General features: G+C 37.1%; 16 protein-coding genes. 4 read left to right on the top strand and 12 right to left on the bottom strand.

Going from position 1 to position 19,943, the window contains the following annotated elements:
- The first annotated feature begins 140 nt into the window (after positions 1-140).
- Entirely contained in the window at positions 141-2,180 is a 2,040-nt protein-coding gene (metG, locus tag RHP76_RS00080) for a methionine--tRNA ligase (RefSeq protein WP_311229193.1), read from the top strand.
- Positions 2,181-2,244: 64 nt separating this feature from the next.
- Positions 2,245-2,907 carry a hypothetical protein gene (locus tag RHP76_RS00075; protein WP_062670833.1) on the top strand — a complete coding sequence of 221 codons (663 nt, stop codon included), beginning with the start codon at positions 2,245-2,247 and terminating at the stop codon, positions 2,905-2,907.
- Here RHP76_RS00075 and RHP76_RS00070 read toward each other — a convergent pair.
- The 7 genes from RHP76_RS00070 to RHP76_RS00040 form a co-directional block, all read right to left on the bottom strand.
- Entirely contained in the window at positions 2,880-3,584 is a 705-nt protein-coding gene (locus RHP76_RS00070; RefSeq protein WP_062670835.1) for a class I SAM-dependent methyltransferase, read from the bottom strand. The genes RHP76_RS00075 and RHP76_RS00070 overlap by 28 nt on opposite strands.
- Before the next feature lie 148 nt (positions 3,585-3,732).
- Positions 3,733-4,545 (bottom strand): siderophore-interacting protein, encoded by an 813-nt coding sequence (locus RHP76_RS00065; RefSeq protein ID WP_288442395.1) that lies wholly within the window; start codon positions 4,543-4,545, stop codon positions 3,733-3,735.
- A 104-nt stretch (positions 4,546-4,649) separates the two neighbouring features.
- Positions 4,650-6,860, bottom strand: coding sequence for a TonB-dependent receptor (locus RHP76_RS00060; protein WP_311229192.1), 2,211 nt, complete (start codon positions 6,858-6,860; stop codon positions 4,650-4,652).
- Positions 6,861-7,208: 348 nt separating this feature from the next.
- Complete coding sequence (locus tag RHP76_RS00055) at positions 7,209-8,801, bottom strand: MFS transporter (protein ID WP_288442392.1); 1,593 nt, start codon at positions 8,799-8,801, stop codon at positions 7,209-7,211.
- 102 nt (positions 8,802-8,903) lie between these two features.
- A complete protein-coding gene (locus tag RHP76_RS00050; RefSeq protein WP_062670845.1) occupies positions 8,904-10,022 on the bottom strand; it encodes an HlyD family secretion protein in 1,119 nt (372 codons plus the stop codon).
- Between the two features lie 22 nt (positions 10,023-10,044).
- A complete protein-coding gene (locus tag RHP76_RS00045) occupies positions 10,045-11,355 on the bottom strand; it encodes a TolC family protein (protein WP_120230559.1) in 1,311 nt (436 codons plus the stop codon).
- A gap of 89 nt (positions 11,356-11,444) precedes the next feature.
- Positions 11,445-12,290 carry a helix-turn-helix domain-containing protein gene (locus RHP76_RS00040; protein WP_062670849.1) on the bottom strand — a complete coding sequence of 282 codons (846 nt, stop codon included), beginning with the start codon at positions 12,288-12,290 and terminating at the stop codon, positions 11,445-11,447.
- A 74-nt stretch (positions 12,291-12,364) separates the two neighbouring features.
- Between RHP76_RS00040 and RHP76_RS00035 the strand changes: the two genes are divergently transcribed.
- Positions 12,365-12,838 carry an Mpo1 family 2-hydroxy fatty acid dioxygenase gene (locus tag RHP76_RS00035; protein WP_311229191.1) on the top strand — a complete coding sequence of 158 codons (474 nt, stop codon included), beginning with the start codon at positions 12,365-12,367 and terminating at the stop codon, positions 12,836-12,838.
- On the opposite strand, the gene RHP76_RS00030 is transcribed toward RHP76_RS00035, so the two are convergent.
- Positions 12,835-13,902, bottom strand: coding sequence for a DUF2891 domain-containing protein (locus RHP76_RS00030; protein ID WP_311229190.1), 1,068 nt, complete (start codon positions 13,900-13,902; stop codon positions 12,835-12,837). The two genes, RHP76_RS00035 and RHP76_RS00030, sit on opposite strands and share 4 nt — an antisense overlap.
- Before the next feature lie 180 nt (positions 13,903-14,082).
- On the opposite strand from RHP76_RS00030, the gene RHP76_RS00025 reads away from it, so the two are divergent.
- Positions 14,083-14,970, top strand: coding sequence for a DUF4349 domain-containing protein (locus tag RHP76_RS00025; RefSeq protein ID WP_311229189.1), 888 nt, complete (start codon positions 14,083-14,085; stop codon positions 14,968-14,970).
- Positions 14,971-15,111: 141 nt separating this feature from the next.
- On the opposite strand, the gene RHP76_RS00020 is transcribed toward RHP76_RS00025, so the two are convergent.
- From RHP76_RS00020 to dnaA, 4 genes are all read right to left on the bottom strand, one after another.
- Entirely contained in the window at positions 15,112-16,722 is a 1,611-nt protein-coding gene (locus RHP76_RS00020; RefSeq protein WP_311229188.1) for a lytic polysaccharide monooxygenase, read from the bottom strand.
- Positions 16,723-17,173: 451 nt separating this feature from the next.
- Complete coding sequence (locus RHP76_RS00015; protein ID WP_311229187.1) at positions 17,174-17,872, bottom strand: SAM-dependent methyltransferase; 699 nt, start codon at positions 17,870-17,872, stop codon at positions 17,174-17,176.
- 66 nt (positions 17,873-17,938) lie between these two features.
- Positions 17,939-18,388 (bottom strand): low molecular weight protein-tyrosine-phosphatase, encoded by a 450-nt coding sequence (locus RHP76_RS00010; protein ID WP_216444981.1) that lies wholly within the window; start codon positions 18,386-18,388, stop codon positions 17,939-17,941.
- Positions 18,389-18,488: 100 nt separating this feature from the next.
- Positions 18,489-19,943, bottom strand: a complete 1,455-nt coding sequence (dnaA, locus tag RHP76_RS00005) for a chromosomal replication initiator protein DnaA (protein ID WP_120230554.1) — start codon at positions 19,941-19,943, stop codon at positions 18,489-18,491.

Here is a 19,943-nt window from a genome sequence, read left to right as displayed (position 1 = left end):
TAAATTAAGAAAATGTTAAACAATTGTTTAACTTAATTTCATATTCAACCTTTCAAAATCGCTTTCTTCATCATAATAATGCCACTAATAGCGGTATTCAACAGATATTCCTTATCTTTGCAGTTAAAACTTTACTATAAATGTCAAACAGAAAGATGATTACGGCAGCTTTGCCTTATGCAAACGGGCCGGTTCATATAGGACATTTGGCAGGTGTTTATATTCCTGCGGATGTTTACGCAAGATTTCAGAGAAGATTAGGAAAAGATGTAGCGTTTATCTGTGGTTCAGATGAGCACGGGATTCCTATTACCATAAGAGCTAAAAAAGAAGGAGTAACTCCTCAGGATATCGTGGACAAATATCACGAAATCATCAAAAAGTCTTTTTCTGATCTGGGAATTTCATTTGATGAATATTCCAGAACAACATCTAAGAAGCATTATGAAACCAGTCAGGATTTCTTCAAAGTTTTATACGAAAAAGGAAAATTCACTGAAGAAATTTCTGAACAGTATTTTGATGAGCAGGCAGGAGAATTCCTTGCTGACCGTTATATTGTAGGAACTTGCCCTAATTGTGGTAACGAAAATGCTTACGGAGACCAGTGTGAAAAATGTGGTTCTACCCTTTCTCCTTCTGAGCTGATCAATCCGAAATCAATGCTTAGCGGAAATGTTCCTATCCTTAAAGAAACAAAAAACTGGTATCTTCTATTAAATGAATACGAAGACTTTTTAAATGAGTGGATCATTGAAGGTCATAAAGACGATTGGAAGCCTAACGTATACGGACAGGTTAAATCTTGGTTAAATGACGGTCTTAAGCCTCGTGCCATGACCAGAGACCTGAACTGGGGAGTTCCGGTTCCTCTTCCAAATGCTGAAGGAAAAGTATTATATGTATGGTTTGATGCTCCTATCGGTTATATCTCTTTCACCAAAGAATGGGCAGAGAAAAACGGAAAAGACTGGAAAGACTACTGGCAGAGTCCAGAAAGCGATCTGGTACATTTTATCGGAAAGGATAATATTGTATTCCATTGTATTATTTTCCCCTCGATGATGAAAGCACACGGAGATTATATCATGCCGGCTAATGTTCCTGCTTTTGAATTCCTGAACCTTGAGAACGATAAGATCTCAACATCAAGAAACTGGGCAGTTTGGGCTCATGAATATGTGGAAGACTTCCCCGGACAGCAGGATGTTTTAAGATATGCGCTTCTTTCATCTGCTCCGGAAACAAAGGATAATAACTTTACATGGAAGGATTTCCAGACTAAGAATAATTCTGAGTTAGCTAATATTTTTGGCAACTTCATTAATCGTGTTGCAGTATTAATTAACAAAAACTTTGAAGGAAAAGTTCCTGAAGGAGATGTAAATGCACCAGAATTAGAAGAAATCAGCAAAAGAGCTGTAGAAATCAGAAACTCTCTTGAAAATTATGAATTCAGAAATGCATTAACAGCATTTATGAATCTTGCAAGATTTGGAAATCAATACTTGCAGAATGAAGAGCCTTGGAAAACGGTTAAAAATGACATTGAGAAAACCAAAAATACATTATTTATTGGAGCTCAAATTTCAGTTGCACTAGCAAATTTAGCTGAACCATTTTTACCTTTTACAGCACAAAAATTATATAAAATTTTTAATGTAGAACAAAAAACATGGTCTGAAGTTGAGAATTCAAAAGTATTAATTGAAGCTGGCCATTCAATAATGGCTAATGCTCCAATTTTATTCTCTCAAATTTCGGACGATGTCATCGAGGCTCAGATCCAAAAACTGGAAAACACAAAACAAAACAATAAAAAAACAAACCCTAACGCAAACCCTATGAAAGAAGAGATCACATTTGATGACTTTACTAAAATAGACCTTAGAACAGCAACCATTTTAGAAGCTGAAAAAGTAGAAAAAGCAGACAAATTATTAAAGCTTACTGTAGATACAGGAGTAGATGTAAGAACTGTTGTTTCCGGGATTGCAGAAAGTTTCACTCCTGAAGAAGTAATCGGGAAGCAGGTAATGATCCTTCTGAACCTTGCTCCTAGAAAGATCAGAGGAATTGAATCTCAGGGAATGTTATTATTAACAACAAAACCAGACGGAAAATTATCTTTCGTAACACCGGATGACAGCAATGTTGAAAACGGTATTGAGATCGGATAATTAAAATCCTTATAAAGATAACAGGCTGTTTCACGAGAAGCAGCCTTTCTTTTATAGACAGCTTATGGTCAATAAAAATGTTTTAAGAAAGCTTTCCAATCAGGAACTAGAGAGATATTTAAAAGAAGGCAACCGCTTTGTTCCGGAGGCTGTTCAGGCAGCTTTTGAAATTCTGGAAGAAAGAGGGCGTATTTTCAATGAGCAGGAAAAAACAGCTGTTCAGCAATTAATTCAGCGTAAACAAGAAGCTGAAGAAGTAAAATTTACAGAAGAACGTGAACTTTGGAAAGATCATATCACTGAAGATACGAATGCTGTTAAACTTTTTCCGAGAGACCTTATCTTACTTGCTGGAGGACTTTTGGGAACAATTCCAGGAGCTTTATTGTTAGGACTGAATTTTATTAAGCTTAAAAAGTATGGAGCAGCAATTCTAACATTTGTTTTCGGAATTGTCTTTTTACCTATTCAGAATTTTTTAGTTCCACTCATATATAAGGAAAGTATACAAGGATTTTTTACTTATAGAAAAAGTCCAGAATTTTCCATGGCTGCCGTAGGTGCTTTAATTTTACTGGTATTATGGGTTTTGTTTACACCAAAAAAGCTACCTTATAAGGCAGCTTCTTATATCTTACCAGGTATTATTTGCTTGATAATGTTAGCAATTATCATCAATTACCCTGAATGGTTTTCTGGTTATCTCTTAGTAAGCTTCGCTAAATAAGAATCTTCATCTTTCAATACTCTTTCTATTTTGAAACCATTATTTGTGGCAGCATTTTTCAAGGTATTGAAATCAAGATACAGCCAGGTAATCGGTTCTTCAGATTCCCCTTTATAATGAACCACATATTCCAGTTCTCCGTAGTATCCACCAGCCGGAATATACACTCCCCCATCTTTATCACGATCGAACATATAAAGAATATCCGTACTATCAATTAAAACCTGTCCTTCATCGTTCAGTAAAGTATGTAGTTTCTGAAGATAAGTATCAATTTTCGCAAGGCTTTCAAAAACTCCGGTACCGTTCATCAGCAATAAAATAGTATCAAAAGTTTCTCCGGAGAAATCAAGCATATTCTCACAAACTGCTTTTTTTATGCCTCTCAGCTTGCAAACTTCAACAGATTTGGGTGAAATATCCAATGCGGTAACCTCAAGATTTCTTTCATTTTGAAGGTATAAAGAATGAGAACCTGCACCCGCCCCGATATCCAGAACTTTTCCGTTGGATAAATGCAGTGCTTTCTGCTCAATATCATTCATTTCTTCAAAATCTCTGAATAAATAATCCACCGGAAGTTCATCCAGCTCAGAAATTGACGTTTCAGTCTGCAGATCTTCAGGATTGTCATTGTGATAATAATCCCAGATCGCTCTGCCCATTAAATCTTTCATAGTGCAAAGATAATAGTTCAATGTTCAATGTTCAAAGTTTTTGGTTGAATGTTGCGGGTTTGCGAGATGCGGTTACGAGTTTCCAGGTGCAAGATTCGGTGTAGCTACAACTTTAAACCTTAAACCTTGAACTTTAAATCCCTGCCTTCTACTCCATCGAATCCTTCTCCTTATGTCTGTCAGCCTGAGATTCGTTTTCTGCTACGCCTGCTTTCCAGTAAGAATAAGCGTACAATTCCTGGGAAGTCCAGTTTTTCTCTTTTCTCAGATAGGTACGGATTTCTTTCACGCTTGAGAATTCACAGGCTACATAACCAAACTTTGTTGATTCCGGAATTTCAATACTTTTTACCGCATTTGAAATTTCACTGCTGATCTGAGGCTGTGGATTGTGTAACCATTTAAAATCAATCTGAGCATTGGTTTCAAGCAATTGTTCGTCTTCTTTTCCGTGAACTTCAATGATACAAATACCTTTTGCCGTTTCAGGAAGTGTTTCCAGAATAGCACTGATCACCGGAATAGCTGTAGCATCTCCTACCAGCAAATACCAATCAGCTGCCGGATACAATTCTTTTCCTTCCAGACGCATCATCACTCCAAGCTTTGAACCTGCTTCAGCTTCTCTTACCCATCTGGAAGCAGGTCCACCATCTCCGTGGTCTACAAAATCGATGATCAGTTCATTTTTTTCCAGATCAATTCCTCTGTGGGTATAAGTTCTGATTGCAGGAGCCACTTCTTTAGGTGGATACACCCATTGATGATTTTCATCCAGTGTGGGAAAATGAACCTCATTCAGTCCGGCCGGAGGAACTGCGATCTTATTATTATCTCCCACCATGGTATTTTGGAACAAATAAACTTCCGGTGAGTACAAATACACTCTGATAAAATGGTCAGTAATGTATTCTTTTCTGGTGACTTCGGCAACGATCTGCCCTGTTGAAATTTTAGCCATAACTGATTTTTTTAAATTAAAATCCGGTTTCCGATTGATTCAGAAACCGGATTTGAAATACAATATGTTTTCAGATCATGGTATTTTAAATCCCGATCATTTTTTTAAAATTCAAATGTGTAGGAAAGGTTGAATGTTCTTCCTCTACCTTTATAATTAAACAATTCCGGAAGTCCGTAAGTAGAATACAATACTTGGGAACGCTTGCTCCAAATTGTCTGATAATCTGTATTGAACAGATTCTGGATTCCTAAGTTGAATTTTCCCCAGTTGAAACGGTATCCCATCATCAGATCTGATGTATTATAGCCTTCCACTACATTATTAAGCTCGTCTTTCTGCTTGAAATTCTGTAACGACTGGAATCTGAATGACCAGTTCTTAATATTATACCCGATATACGTCACCAATTTGGAAGGGGAAGCATTGTAAATTTCCTGCTTCTGCCATTCTCCGTCTTTGTCTACTTCAGATTTAATCAAAAGTCCGCTGGCACCGAAATACACTCCATTGCTTAAAGAATAGGAAACCTCAACTTCAATTCCCATATTTCTTAATTTCAAATCATTCACAAGAATCTGGAACGTCTTTTTATCTACGGCAACGGTTTTGTCTGAGTTACTCAAAAATCCTGCAATCTGAGCTCTTAGACCTCCTCTGTTCACACGGTATCCTGCTTCAAACTGATTGGTTTTGATAGCCTGAAGCGGTTGTTCTTTCACATTGATACTGGATACTACATCCCAGTTTGTTCCTACCAATTTGTACTGTCCTATTCCATAAAATTTGGCAGGATCTGCTAAGCTTGCTCCCTGGGAAAATGTTCCCCAAACCTGATGCTGCTCATTGAATTTATATAATAAACCTGCATTAGCTAAAGTCACATTATAAGAACTTTCACCTCCGGGAATTGCCGATGCTGAATTTCCATACCCCATAGCAATCTGTGTCTGCTGCTCTGAGCCTACAAAATCATCCATTTTTACGTTGATATGCTGATAGCGGATTCCGGCATTCAGTTGTAATTTGGGAAGAATATTGTATTTTGCCTGAACATATCCTGCATAACTCTGTGAATGATTGGTTGGATATCTGCCAAGGCTGTATTTTGTTTCATTCACTAAACCACCGCTGGACATTGTTTTGGCAATATCATAAACAGACTGTGTTCCTTCAAATTTTTCAAAATCGAAGTCTGCTCCGTAAGTAACATTTAAGCCTCTCCATGATTTTGACAACAAAGCTTTAATCCCTGAATAGTAAGTATCCTGCTGCGAAGAAGACATATAAGGTATTTTTCCCGTCTGTAAGGTAACATTTCCCGGGAATGGATAGAATCCTAATTTTTCACCTCGGGTAGCCAATTGCACATATAAATCCTGGCCACCTAAAATTCCGTTTCCGTTATACGCTACGGTTGCCATATAACGTTCCGTTCCTACATTTTTATCTGATGAAAATCCATCTCTCATTTCGAGTAATGAAGCATTTTTTGTTGTAAATGCACTCAGATTTTCACCTAAAAATAAACTTCTGTCTCCATTAAATTTAGAATTGTAATACTGAACAGATGCTGTTATTTTATGTTTATTGTTAAACTGATATCCTCCGGTAGCCAGGATATCAATAGACTGGTTATACTGAAGATCGGTCTGGGTAATATCAGTAAAAAGCTGTTTCTGATCTGCCCCATACACACCTCCATTCTGCTGATAGGCTACTCCCAATCTTCCAAAGAACTTATCTCCTTTTGCGGCAATAGACTGAGCAGCACGGAAGTCATGGTCATCTTTTCCCATAAATCCTGTACGTACACCCAGTTCAGTTTCACCGCTGATTCCTTTTTTGGAAGGTGTTTTTGTAATGATATTGATAATACCACCGGTAGCGTTACCTCCATAAATTGAACTTGCTCCTGAAAGCACTTCAATTCTTTCGATATTAAAAGGATCAATAGCATCCAGCTGACGGCTGATCGCACGAATACTGTTCAGAGAAACGCCGTCTATCATCACCAAGGCAGAACGTCCTCTCATATTCTGACCATAATTGGTTCTTCCCTGCGGACCGATATCCATAGAAGGTATCAGAATTGATAACATTTCTTTGATCGGAACTCCACTTTTGGCTTGTTCCTGAATTTTTTCTTTCTGTACTACCCAAACTGTTCCCGGAACTTCAGAGATTTTTGTTGGTTTTCTGGAGGCTACGATTACCACATCTTCAATACCTTTGGAGGCAATAGAATCTTTAACGGTCTGGGAAAATAATATTCCCGAAGCTAAAAGACCTATGAATGCATACTGCTTTTTCATTCTTTCTACTCAACGTTTTATAATTCTACAAAGATAATTCTTATTTAGAAAGAATAAAAATAACTAAACATGAAATTTTCCCTTATTTAATGATGGTAAACCTCTTTTACGGAAAAGTTTTCTAAATCTGGATATATATACACCATTAAAAAGGATTTAAGGAATAAAGTATAGTTAAGATAAATCATTCTGTTTTTTAAGCTTAAGGCGAAGCTCATCTTAATACTCTAAATACCTTACTACAATCTTAATGTTTCAAAAAAGTTTAAAATTTGATATCTTCTTAAAAACGTAAAATCCCAGCCCAACTAAGGACCAGGATTTTACTGGTAAAAACAAGGTTTCTTTTTATACTGCAGGACCTGCAGCATCTTTTATTTCTTCTAATAATTTTTTTCTTTCGCGAAGTCTTCTTCTCGCAATGACCGATTTACCGCCAAGAACTCTTACAAATCTAAAATACTGGAATCGTTTTGCTCCGAAATGATGAGTCGCAACATAAGTCAGTACTCCAAATCCGACTAAAATAATATATCCGAATATCTTCTTGGTGGCGATGATAATAGCATTAAGCTGAATGGCTTTCATATTGGCTGCTACATTCTGAGGAGTCACCGTCATTCCATCCATATAAACAGCAAGATCTCCTATTGCCGTAACCTGAAAACGGTATTGAAACCAGGAATATAAAGTTGAAAAAATTCCTACGGCAAGAAAAGTTCTCCAAACCAATACAAGTCCGATGGCCGCCAGCATTTCATCCATTTCAAGCTTATCCAGCGTATAAAACCATACGGAGATAAACAATGAACACATTCCGTAGCCCTTTAAAAACATAGGCAGATACCAGTTGTCATAACTGAATTCCAGAACCATAGAAAAATACATGATAATGGCATATGCAACCATTGCTGCAAAACCTGAAAAAATGTACATTTTCAAAGGTTTTTCTTTTTTGAACCAGAAAATGGCTATGATTCCTGCTAAAATAATTCCTGGAATCATCAGTAGACTCAGCCTGGTATTGGTCAATTGATCATATCCCAAAACTCCTACCGCAAACGTATTCTGAATAGAAGCTGTTCCCAGAAACATTCCCAGCCAGAAAAGCATGAACAAACCGTGCTGTACATTATTTTTGGTGAAAATTTTGAATGAAAGATACGGGCGTTTTAAAGTCAGCTGACGGATAGAAAGCAGTGCAAAGCTGACAAAAGCTGCAATACTTCCATAGATGATGTTCCTGGAGTTGAACCAGTCCTGCTGTCTTCCAAATGAATACACATAAGCCGAAAACATGAATGTTGAGATGAAAAGCAAAATACTCAGCCAGTCAATATAATGCAGGGGAACTTTTAATGCAAAATATTTGTCATGCATAAAAATCCAGTGTATCAATGCTAAAATAAAGCATAAAACAGCTGTAAGCAGGTAGAACTGCTGCCAGTTGTAAAGAAGGGCAAACTCAGCAGCATAATAGGTTGCCACCTGGTTCATGACAAGAACGAATGTATAGAAAGCTCCATAAAATACTCCACGATTTCCAATCATGACCATCAATGGCAGAAACAGTTCTATGGTAACCATCATTTTCATAAAGCCAATCATTAAAGAAGTAAAAATAAAAATCATTGGCTGTAAAGTAGTCCCGTTCACGTAGCTCAGCAACCCTAAAAGTACCAGAAGCAACACCATCTTGTCCCTTACTTTGAATCTCATTTTGATTCTTAGGACAACAGGCATGCAAGCTCCCATCCCAATGGTAGTGGCGTAATTGGCCCACATAAAATATTCTGTCATGGCACCCGTTCCGCTTACAAGAGAACTGATATTCCCCGTATATACCCCACCGATGGGCATTACCACAGCAAGCAGTAATACAATCAGCAGCAGCTGTACGGGTTTCGGTACCCAATCGCTATATAATCCTTTGTTGTACATGATTTTTTAGGGAATAGACTTCAGATATCAGATGGCAGACTTTCGACATTCAACCTTAGCTTCCCATACGCATGATGTCTGAAATCTGATATCTTCCATCTTTTAGTCTTTATTAATATTCACATTCATATTCATTCCGGCACTCAGTTTATCCAGATCTTCTTTTTTGTTGGAAGCGGTAAACTCTATTCTTACTGGGATTCTCTGTTGTACTTTGATAAAGTTTCCGGTAGAGTTATCTGTAGGTACATTTGAATATCTCGAACCGGTAGCTGCAGAAACTGCTGTGACTACTCCTTCGAATTTTTTACCGCCCAAAGCATCGGCTGTCATGAAAATTTTTTCTCCTACTTTGATATTCGGCATCTGGCTTTCCAGGAAGTTGGCAGTTACCCACTTCTGACCATTCAGAACGATTGTTGCCACCTGCTGTCCTGGTTGGATCAACTGACCTTCAGAAATAGTTCTTCTTCCCATTACTCCATCATAAGGTGCTGTAATAACAGTATATGAAAGATTGATCCTTGCCATATCCAGAGCAGATTTTGTTCTTTTAATTTCGGCATCATTAATTCCTAATCTGCTTTTCACTTCAGTAGTGGAAAGGTTTGCGGATTGCTTTTGATTCACTAAAGTTTCATAAGCCGCCTTTTGAGCATCATATTCTGTCTTTACCTGATCATACTGCTGTCTGGTAACGGCTTCAGCTGCCAAAAGGTTTTTATATCTATTTAAATTCTGTTCAGCATTCCATAATCTCGCTTTTGCACCTGCGATATTAGACTGCATGACGTTGATATTGTTGGAAACCGTGTTCACTGAAGAACTTGTTGCCGTTTTCTGAGCCATTGCATTCTGATAAGCAGCTTCTGCCTGCCCCAATTGAGTAAGAATCTCACGTTCGTCAAGAATTACCAGTGTATCTCCTTTTTTCACACGCTGATGTTCGATAAACTTAATTTCTTTGATATAAGCAGAAACTCTCGTATTGATAGGGTTAATAAATTCCTCTACCTGAGCCGCTTCCGTGTAGGTTTTGCTTCCGATATGGAAATATTCACGAATTAACCAGAATAATCCGAATCCGATCACCAGAAAAACGATGATGTTGGAGATGATGGCTCTGATTTTATTCGTTTTATTTTTCTTTTTCTTATTTTCTACAGCAGATGCTGCCGGAGTTGGTGTTGTATTTTGAGTAGTTTGTCCCTTGTTTTCCATTGTTGATTTTCAGTTTTAAAAATTAAAGTGTTCCTGTAGATTTCAAAAGGTTGTAGTACTGATACAGAACATTGATTTCTGCATTTGCATAATCCAGTTCTGACTGTAGTTTCTGGTTCTGCGCATCAATCATTTCTGCCTGCACAGCCAGTTGGTTAAGATATTTGGCTTCCGTAATTTTGTAGTTTTCTTCAGCCAGTCTTTTGGAATCATTCAGAATATCTGCCTGCTGAATCGCTTCCTGATATTTAGTATAGGCTGCATTCACTGCCATATCTACATTCTGCTGTACCAGAGTCATGGCGTCATTCGCCTGATTCTTTTGCAGCTCACCTAATTTCACTTTTTCCTTTGTTTTAAAAAGAGTATCTATATTATAGCTCAAAGAAACTCCGGTCTGCCAGCCTCCTGAATACATATCCAAAACAGGGTTTTTTGCTGTAATCGGTCTTTGCAGCGTATATCCTCCGAACCCTGCCAGCGTAGGCGCATTATCCGTTTTTATAATCTCTATATTTTTATCTGCAACAGCAATATTTTTTTGAGCCGATTTCAGTAACGGATTGCTTTCATGGGCAAGATCTGTATAATACTCCATACCTATTCCGGATTCTTTATTTTCGAGGCTTTCCGTAGGGATAATCTCCGTATCAGAGGATAGGCCTAATGCAATATTCAGATTATAATTAAGGATTTTCTTATTATTCGTAAGGGTAAGAATTCCCTGGTCCAGATTTTTGATGGCCAATTCGCCACGAATTACCTCGTTTCTTGTGACCATTCCCTGCTGATAAAACTTCTGGATATTTTTCAGACGTTCCAGAGCCAGTTTTTTGTTATTCTGAAATACTTCTTCCTGATTGATGATTTTATAGACATCCAGATAATTGGAAATCACTAAAAATTTCACATCCTGTTTATTTTTCTCTAAATCCAGTTCCGAAAGCTGTTCACGAAGCCCTGCCATTTCAATAGATTTATTCACCAATCCTCCTTTGAAGATCAGCTGTGTTGCCTGTACAGCATACGAACTTCCGTAATGCGGCATCGGAACGTTTGTAGAATTTGAAAAATCTTTATCAATGGCTACTGCATCTCCTAAATAGAACTGGCTTGTAGAAGCTGTAATGGTAGGAAGTTTCTGAAGCTTAACCACATTGGTGTTCTGCTTTGCAATATCAATATTCTGTGCGGAGACTTTGAGCTGCTGGTGATTCTGAACAGCGAGTTCTGCCACCTCACCTGCAGTCATCTGCTTAATCTGTTGTGAAAAAAACAGCGCAGGAAAAGCTGCTATCAATACAGATAGTGCTGTTTTTATTTTCTTTGTCATTTTACCTTGTTTTACAGATGCAAAGTTAGGTCAACAACAAAATCAATCAAATGTTTGATTTTTGGAAAAAGATGTTCAAATGTAAGATTTTAATTTTCGAACTGATGTCTGTACTGTGTAGGGCTTACCTCAAGATGCTTCTTAAAAAAATGAGAAAATGAGTATTGATCGCTGAATCCGAGGATAGAAGAAATCTCCGAAACCGGTTTACTAGAAGAGTTTAAGAGTACTTTCGCTTCATTGATGACAATTAAAGCAATAATCTGGCTTGCAGACTTACCTGTGATGGTCTTGACCACAGAGGAAAGATGTCTGGTTGTAATGGATTGCCGTTCGGCATAAAATTCCACTGTCCTTTCTGTAAGATGATGTTCCGAAAGATCGGTAAGAAATACAAATACGATTTCTTCCTGTCTGGACATCTGATTCAAAGAACTGTTATCTTCCTTGGAAATAATTCCTGCCATCTGGTAACAAAAAACAGAGAAAAGATGCTCTACCATTTCTTTTTTATAGAGCATTTCAGTATCAGAATCCAGGATATATTTCAGGAAATTGACGCTTTTCCAAACGACTTCCATTTCGTCTTCAGGAAAAGGAACTCCTTTATTCATCTGCTGTCTGAAATATCGGTAAGTAATCAGCCGATTAAATTTCAATGATAAGGCAGAGATAAACTCTCTTTTGTAAGAAACCATTCTCGACTGAAAGTCATCCGTTACTCCCACCACTTCATAAATGGTCTGCGGATCGGTTACCATAAACATATTGGCAGAAACTTCAAGATCACTGAAATGCTGGCGAAGTTTTATAGTACCTGATTTAATAAATATAAAAGCAGGATTTTCAGGACGGAAAGGTTTACCGACAGCGATTCTCTCGAAAATATTTCTTTCCGTAAAAATATCAACGCCAAATTTTTCAAGGGCAGACATAAGACAAATGTAAGCAATCTTACCAGTGATTACAAAATTTTATTATTTTAGCAGGAATCCAATTTCCCTTCAGCATGAGAAAGGTTGATCTATTATTTGCAGAATACAGTAAAAGCCATAGAAACGCGACCAACAAGGTCATTCACTGGATTTGTGTGCCTTTAATCTTCTGGACAATTCTGGGCTTTGCCTCCCTGATTCCCTCTCCACATTTCTGCGCTTCCTACTTCGGATGTGCAAGTATTATAAGCCTTTTGGTGATTACTCTGATCACTTTATTCTATATACGACTGTCTTTTCTGATCGCTATTATGATGATTGTGATCATGCTGATCATGGAACATTTCATCTATCTTACCAATATCAGTGTCGGAAAACAATCCTGGATAGTTTATCTTTCTGTATTCATTATCACATGGATTTTCCAGTTTATAGGGCATAAAATTGAAGGAAAAAAGCCTACTTTCCTCAAAGACATTCAGTTTCTTCTGATAGGACCAATATGGCTTTTAGGCTTTATTCTTAAAAAGACAGGAATCAGATACTAGTCTTCCAAAGCATAAACCGCAAAACTGGCCAGCCAGTGGTCTCCACCATAATTTCCCTGGAAAAGCAACGGTAATCCATTATTGAGAAATACATCAGCTGTTTTTCTGAAGTCTTTTTTCAAGGGATGATTGGTAGGAAGTGCCTTTGAAATTCCTTTCATACACCATGCTTTAGAAAAAGACAATCCTACGAGATGAACAGTCTGATAATCGCTCAGATCACTTACTATAGGAATTTTCTCAACATTTTCCAGACTTCTTTTTTCGTAGAAAGCATTCAGCCATTGTACAAATTCTTTTTGGGGAAGAACTCTTCTCATCAGATCTGCAATTTCCAGACTTGGCGAGAAGAAATCTGAACCATCCGGTTCCAGATAAGCAGGTGTTTTCTGATCTTTTAAGAAAAAGTATTTAGCCTTTTCCATCAGCTGATTTTCGAAGTCTTTATCTTTATTGGCCCTTGCCCAATCTATCGCAAATGCCATAGCAAATGCAGTATTAGGGTGAACTCCGGTTCTGTTGGGATAAGTTTGTTTGGGAAGATAGGTCTTCCAGGATTTCAGAATCTGATCTGTTAACGGTTTCAGGTTTTGATGCCATATTTTAGCTTTCGGATGATCCCAGGTTGTGAGTTCTTCATCCAGTTTTAAAATCCACGCCCAGCCATAGGTTCTTTCAAAAGTTCCTGTCAGCTGATATTTTGTAAAGTAATCTGCTTCTGTCTGCAGTTTTTCTTTCTGAAATGATTCATCCAGAATTTTTTCAATCTCTCTGGCATTGGACAGATTAGGTTTTGTTTTTAAAAGTCTTGCCAGCATCCAATGTCCGTGAACAGAGCTATGCCAGTCGAAACATCCATAAAAACTAGGGTGAAGATCTTTAGGAGTTAAAGGAACTTCGCCTGCATTATTGATGATATGCGCTGTTTTATTAGGATATTCCTGATTGATACAATGAAGAGGTTTGTCGGATAATTTTATCGCCATCTCGTCTGTAAGTTTCGGAATTTCCTGGGCATACATCAGAAATGGAGAAAACACAAATGCTAAAAGACTTTTTTTCATGAATTAAAAATAGAAATAAATTACCAGTTCTCGTAATTTTTCAAGTTGGTTTTCCAGCATTTCTTCTATTTACTTATTTGATATTAAATTTTTTGTTTCATTTTAATTTTTTAATCAATCTTACCCATAATCATTTTTGTGCACACTTTTTGATCATACCCATAAAAAACTAATTAACCCATGAAAAAAATTATTTTACTGTTATCAGGTCTTATTCTGATCAATTGCAGCAAATCAGGTGGTGAAAAACAGGAAGTGAAAGCAGACCTGATGGAAGTTCTAACTGAAGATAGAGCACCTTCTCCTGCAGCAGCGCCTCCACCTCCACCACTTCCTATCTCTGAAAAGGTAGTTTCTGATGAAAATGGAACCAACAAAGATGTTCACCCCTCAAAGAAAACAGATACAATCTCCAAAAAAATCATCAAAAACGGAGATATGAAGATTCAGGTGGGTGATATTAAAAAAACACAGAGCCAGGTTAATGAAATCATTAGAAAAAACAATGCTTATATCCAGAAAGAAGAGTTTCAAAATACGGATATGGATGATAACCTTAGTCTGATTATCCGTGTACCTCATAAAAATTTTGATGCTCTGATCAATTCTTTTTCAAATGGCGTCGGAACTGTTTTATCTAAAAATATTTCATCCAATGATGTCACAGAGGAATATACCGATGTAGCGATAAAGCTGGCCAATAAAAAGATATATCTTGAAAAATACCGTGATATGCTTAAAAAGGCTGCTACTACGAAAGATATGCTGGAAATCCAGGAAAATATCCGTGAGCTGGAAGATGAGATCGATGTAGCAGAAGGCAGACTTCGTTTTATTGATGACAGGGTGAATTACAGTACACTGAATTTGAATTTATACAAAGAAAAAGTGAGAAGTTCCGCCACTTCAAAAATAGGTTTTGGAAGCCGCTTTATGGATTCTCTGACGGAAGGCTGGAACAGTTTTGTAAGCTTTATGCTGGGAATCATTTCTCTGTGGCCTTTCTTTTTGCTTATTCCTGTTATTATTTTTATTTGGAGGAAATGGAGATCGAATAAAAAGGATTAAAATTAACTTATTAAAAATCCGGGCATCTTCGATGCCCGGATTTTTACTGCATTATCAACAATTTATCCTGTTTCCAGTACTTGTTTAAAATCAATAACAATGCAATAGCCTTGTTAACAGCTGTTAAATATTTTTGAAAATTTACTTTCTGATGGTTTTGGTAATACGGGTTCCATCTTTATACTGAATCTTTACAAAATAGATTCCAGACTGAAGTAGGCTGATATTCATACTATTCTGTTCCGGATTCATGAAAGTCATGATCTGAAGTCCGTGAGGAGTGATGACATCTACCCTGCTTATTTTACCATAATAAGTTTCTGGTGCAAAATTGATCATATGTTCCGATACAATAATTGAAAGATCATTCTCTTTGTTAGCAAGAGACGATGTTTTGCAACTTTGACCTTCATTACAGTCATTTACCACTTTCCAGACAGCGTTACTTCCCGGTGCTTCTCCCGGATTTGCATACCATTTGTTTTTCCAGATTTTACAGGAATAAAAGACTTTCGTTCCGGCTGTAGGATATGCGTTGGCAGCGTTATACTGCTCTGCTCCACAATAAGATTGACCATTTCCGGATGTAACTTTCTTAGTTCTGATTTTTAATTCATTGCTGGCATCAGATAACTGATCGTTCATGGCAACCGATTTAACCGTGTAACGATATTCTGTGTCTTGTGCCAATCCTGTTCGTAAAAAGTTTGTTTGTACAGTCTCTCCTACCTTGATCCCATTTTCAAAGATCTGGTAGTTTTTGATGCCCTGTGAATGGGTAGATGCCATCCACATGAGTGAAACTGAATTTTCAGTAACTTCCATTGAATGGAGGTTTGATGGTGCTGTAGGTTTTTCAAGAGTACCTTCACTATTAGTTTTTATATTGAGTGGCGCACTTTTTCCTGACGTAAGTCCTGAAGAGCCTTTCGCCTGTATTTCATAGGTATAAATTGTGTTAGCAGTTAAGCCTGTATCCTGAAAAGTAGGTGTACTTACCTGTTGAATATTTTGTCCGTTGCGGAAAATGTTATAGGACACAGCATCTGATTGTGCATTCCAGCTTATTTTAGCAGAAGAGCTGGTTACTCCTACTTGTGTTAATCCTGTAGGAGTAGCGGGTGCAGAAACTCCTGTTCCGGAGGTTACGTTCACATCAATTACATTATAGAATGCATTGGTGGTATCTGCTACATCCCAGACTGCTAAAATAATATGGTAGCCCGTACGGTTGGCAGGAACTGTAATCTGATGAGAAACATTGTCCTGTGGTGGTGTTCCATTATGGATAACTGTACCTATAAGTTCAAGATCCTGGCGGGAAAGCGGCTGATTGGGATTCCAACCCTGCTTTGTCATATAATAATGCCATTTCGCTGTCGCATGGTACGCCGAGTATTTCCAGATAAAGGCATTCACACCAGTGGAAATATTGGTTTTCTTCCACCTGTCGGCAGTCTGTATGTCCAGTGTAGTGTCTCCACCGATGCTTCCATTAGCTGAGGCGATCTTTCCATCTGCAGGACCAGCCGCAGGAAACCCTTTTGGGGCTTCAAGAGATCCTGGTTCATTAATAACAGATCCATAGATACTAAATGCAGCAGAATAACCTAGTGCAGCCTTATCAAGGCTTCCTTGATATCCTCTGGAGGCAGGACTCAGTACATATCCGTGCGCAGACAGATGAATTAAAGATGGTACCAGCATCGCCAGCATCAGCAATAGCGCAAAAAAAAATTTACTTGTCTTCATAACTAAATATTTTGGTGTTATTGATTAATCTTCCGTAAAACTATTTTCTGAAACCCTTTTTCTCGATATAACTAAAGAAATAGAAAAGAAAACAGCTTTAATTCATTAAATAATTTGAATTGTATAATTTTTAATAAAAAAACAAATTAGACTAAATGAAGTAGTCAATATTTCATATTAAAACATAAAATTACAATTCATAACATCTTATATTTAACATATAGTCACAATATGTTAAAACATAAATATACAAAAAACTACTTAATTAATCACACTTTATTGAAATATTTTTTTTATATGAATTGATTGATAACAGAGGGTAGAGAGAAATGGAAATATAAAATGATGTCAGTTATATAATTTGCAAGCAGTACTGAAAACTATTTAATAAAAAAGCTGAAAGAATTGATCATTCTCTCAGCCAGTAGATTATATTCACAAAGAATCTGAGTTATTTCCCAAGTACGAAGACTGCAGGAATTTTATGAAGTTCCGGCTTTTGTTTCTGCCAGTCTTTTATGGTTTTTGTTTTGACAAATTCATGTTCCGGATCGTTGATATTGGCAGCAATACAAAGCTTTGTATTGGGTGATAAAAACTTGCATAAATCTTCAAAAAGCTGGTTATTTCTGTAAGGTGTTTCCATAAAAATCTGTGAATATCCGGTTTTCTGAACAAGACTTTCAAGATTCATAATCTGTTTCTTTTTCTCTCCTTTATCAATAGGAAGATAACCATGGAAGGTGAATTCCTGCCCATTAAAACCACTGGAAATCAAGGCAAGAATAATGGATGAAGGTCCTGAAACAGGAACTACTCTGATATTTTTTTCATGACACCATTTCACAATCAGATTTCCGGGATCTGCAATACATGGCAGTCCTGCTTCTGACAGTAATCCGAAGTCCTGCCCTTTCAGCATGAGCTCCTGAGCCTCCTTAATATCTGCATTTTCTGTGTATTTATCCAATAGAAATAACTTCAGATCAGCCTGTTTTTTTTCGGGAGCGAAAAATTTAACAACTTTTCGAGCTGTCTTCTCATTTTCCACAAAGAAATAGTCCGTCTGCATGATATAATCCTTCAGAACAGGGGAAAAGTGATTGATAGAAGTATTTTCTGATAAATAAGCAGGGAGTAAAAAAAGCATTGTATTATTTTTTTAGTTCTTTCGTTAAGTGAAGGTTATGGGAAATATTTTGCATTTTCATGCTTATTATTTTGATAATTGATTTTTGATAGCCTCACACCCTTTATCCAAAAGCTGGAAAACCTTTTCAAAATCGTTCATATCGCCCCAATAAGGATCCGGCACTTCAGCATTTTTGTGATCTCCCAACACCTCTAAAAACAAGGATACTTTCTGACGTTCTTCTTCATTTTTAGTTTTAGAAACCACATCTTCCATTACAGCAATATCCATACAGTAAATTTTATCAAAGGTTTCAAAATCTTTTCTGGTGATGGGCCTTGATCTTTGTCTGGATATATCGATATAATGATTAGCAGCCGTTTTAATAGCTCTTTTATCAGGATGTTCACCTTCATGCATTGAAATAGTTCCGGCAGAATCTACCATATAATGATCCGGTAGTTTTGCTTTCATAATTCCTTCCGCCAATGGGCTTCTGCATATATTTCCCAGACAAACCATTAATAATTTCATATCCTATGTATTTCAAAAGAGTTTTTTGTCACGACAAAACTAAATAAAAAATGAAGAATAAAACTATCCTTCATTTTAATTTATGTAAGCTCAACCTTAATTATTGTTTGATTCTTTCAGTAAGGTCTTTTACGTATTTCTTGATTTCTTTATCTATTTTAGAAACGTCTTTGATGGTATCACAGGCATACATTACTGTAGAGTGATCTTTTCCTCCCATTTCCTCACCAATCTTAGTAAATGTAGAATTGGTAAATTCTTTGGAGAAGTACATGGCAAGCTGTCTTGGCAATGCAATTTCTCTTTTTCTTGTTTTTGAAAGCAGCTGTTCTTTTTTGATTCCAAAATAATCACAAACCACTTCCTGAATATAAGGGATATTAATAATCTTCTTCTGATTCGCAGCAATTCTGTTGATGGTTTCCTTAAGCAACTCAAGACTAAGATCTCTCTTATATACGGTAGAGTATGCAATCACAGAGTTGATAACCCCGATAAGCTCTCTCACATTCGTTTTTGCTTCGGCAGCAAGGAAATCAAGCATATCTCCCGGAAGAACAATTCCGTCTCTGCTTAGTTTATCTTCAATAATCTGTCTTCTTGTCGATAGATCCGGAGATTTGATTTCTGCAGAAAGTCCCCATTTAAAACGGGAAACAATTCTGTCCTGGATATCCATAATATCAGCAGGTGCTTTATCAGAAGTAAGGATAATCTGTTTTCCGTTCTGGTGAAGGTGATCAAAAATATGGAAGAAACTGTCCTGTGTAGCTGATTTTCCGGATAAGAACTGAATATCATCAATAATCAGTACATCTACCATTTGATAGAAATTCGCAAACTCAGTCTGCTTATGAGCTTTAGCCGCAGAGATAAACTGCTGGATAAATTTTTCAGAAGACAGATAAAGAACTACTTTATCAGGAAACTGATTTTTTACTTCAAGACCCACCGCCTGTCCTAAGTGAGTTTTACCAACTCCATAACCTCCATATAAAAATAAAGGGTTGAATGCTGTTGCTCCAGGTCTTTTTGCAATGGATCTGGCTACAGTGGCTGCAAATTTATTGCTTTCTCCTTCTACATAACTATCAAATGAATAGTCAGGCTTCAGGTTAGAATCTATGTTTACTTTTCTAATACCAGGAACTACAAACGGATTTACAATATTAGCAGAAAAACCTTGTGGCATGGTTTCCTGTGTTTTCGGAGTAGGAACGCTTTGTCCCTTGATGTTCATGGTAACAGGCTTTTCTTCACCTTTTGGTCTGTTTTCCATTACAGAATACCATAATTTCACTCCTTTTCCAATATTTTTCTTCAGGGCAGCAGAAAGTAAGGACAGGTAATTGTCCTCTATATATTCCTTGTAAAAATCGCTTGGTACGATCAACGTAAGGTTGTTGGCCACCAACGAAAGCGGCTGAACCTTATCGAATAGCATATCGAAAGATTTTTCAAGTTTTTTAAGGTCAGAATTGTCTTCAGCAGCGTTCAGGTTATCGCGCATAAACTGAAGGCATTTCTGCCATATCATCATTAAATTGTCATCCAT

Origin of the sequence: Chryseobacterium sp. SG20098 (genome assembly GCF_031844745.1) — a bacterium.
GTDB classification, from domain to species: Bacteria; Bacteroidota; Bacteroidia; order Flavobacteriales; family Weeksellaceae; genus Chryseobacterium; species Chryseobacterium cucumeris.
Note: the sequence above shows the minus strand (reverse complement) of the source record. Positions and strands in the feature narration are given on the sequence as shown.

Bases quoted from the DNA above. Each gene is read 5' to 3' on its own strand.
- metG (WP_311229193.1), top strand. From the start codon at position 141: ATGTCAAACAGAAAGATGATTACGGCAGCTTTGCCTTATGCAAACGGG.
- RHP76_RS00075 (WP_062670833.1), top strand. From the start codon at position 2,245: ATGGTCAATAAAAATGTTTTAAGAAAGCTTTCCAATCAGGAACTAGAG.
- RHP76_RS00070 (WP_062670835.1), bottom strand. From the start codon at position 3,584: ATGAAAGATTTAATGGGCAGAGCGATCTGGGATTATTATCACAATGAC.
- RHP76_RS00065 (WP_288442395.1), bottom strand. From the start codon at position 4,545: ATGGCTAAAATTTCAACAGGGCAGATCGTTGCCGAAGTCACCAGAAAA.
- RHP76_RS00060 (WP_311229192.1), bottom strand. From the start codon at position 6,860: ATGAAAAAGCAGTATGCATTCATAGGTCTTTTAGCTTCGGGAATATTA.
- RHP76_RS00055 (WP_288442392.1), bottom strand. From the start codon at position 8,801: ATGTACAACAAAGGATTATATAGCGATTGGGTACCGAAACCCGTACAG.
- RHP76_RS00050 (WP_062670845.1), bottom strand. From the start codon at position 10,022: ATGGAAAACAAGGGACAAACTACTCAAAATACAACACCAACTCCGGCA.
- RHP76_RS00045 (WP_120230559.1), bottom strand. From the start codon at position 11,355: ATGACAAAGAAAATAAAAACAGCACTATCTGTATTGATAGCAGCTTTT.
- RHP76_RS00040 (WP_062670849.1), bottom strand. From the start codon at position 12,290: ATGTCTGCCCTTGAAAAATTTGGCGTTGATATTTTTACGGAAAGAAAT.
- RHP76_RS00035 (WP_311229191.1), top strand. From the start codon at position 12,365: ATGAGAAAGGTTGATCTATTATTTGCAGAATACAGTAAAAGCCATAGA.
- RHP76_RS00030 (WP_311229190.1), bottom strand. From the start codon at position 13,902: ATGAAAAAAAGTCTTTTAGCATTTGTGTTTTCTCCATTTCTGATGTAT.
- RHP76_RS00025 (WP_311229189.1), top strand. From the start codon at position 14,083: ATGAAAAAAATTATTTTACTGTTATCAGGTCTTATTCTGATCAATTGC.
- RHP76_RS00020 (WP_311229188.1), bottom strand. From the start codon at position 16,722: ATGAAGACAAGTAAATTTTTTTTTGCGCTATTGCTGATGCTGGCGATG.
- RHP76_RS00015 (WP_311229187.1), bottom strand. From the start codon at position 17,872: ATGCTTTTTTTACTCCCTGCTTATTTATCAGAAAATACTTCTATCAAT.
- RHP76_RS00010 (WP_216444981.1), bottom strand. From the start codon at position 18,388: ATGAAATTATTAATGGTTTGTCTGGGAAATATATGCAGAAGCCCATTG.
- dnaA (WP_120230554.1), bottom strand. From the start codon at position 19,943: ATGGATGACAATTTAATGATGATATGGCAGAAATGCCTTCAGTTTATG.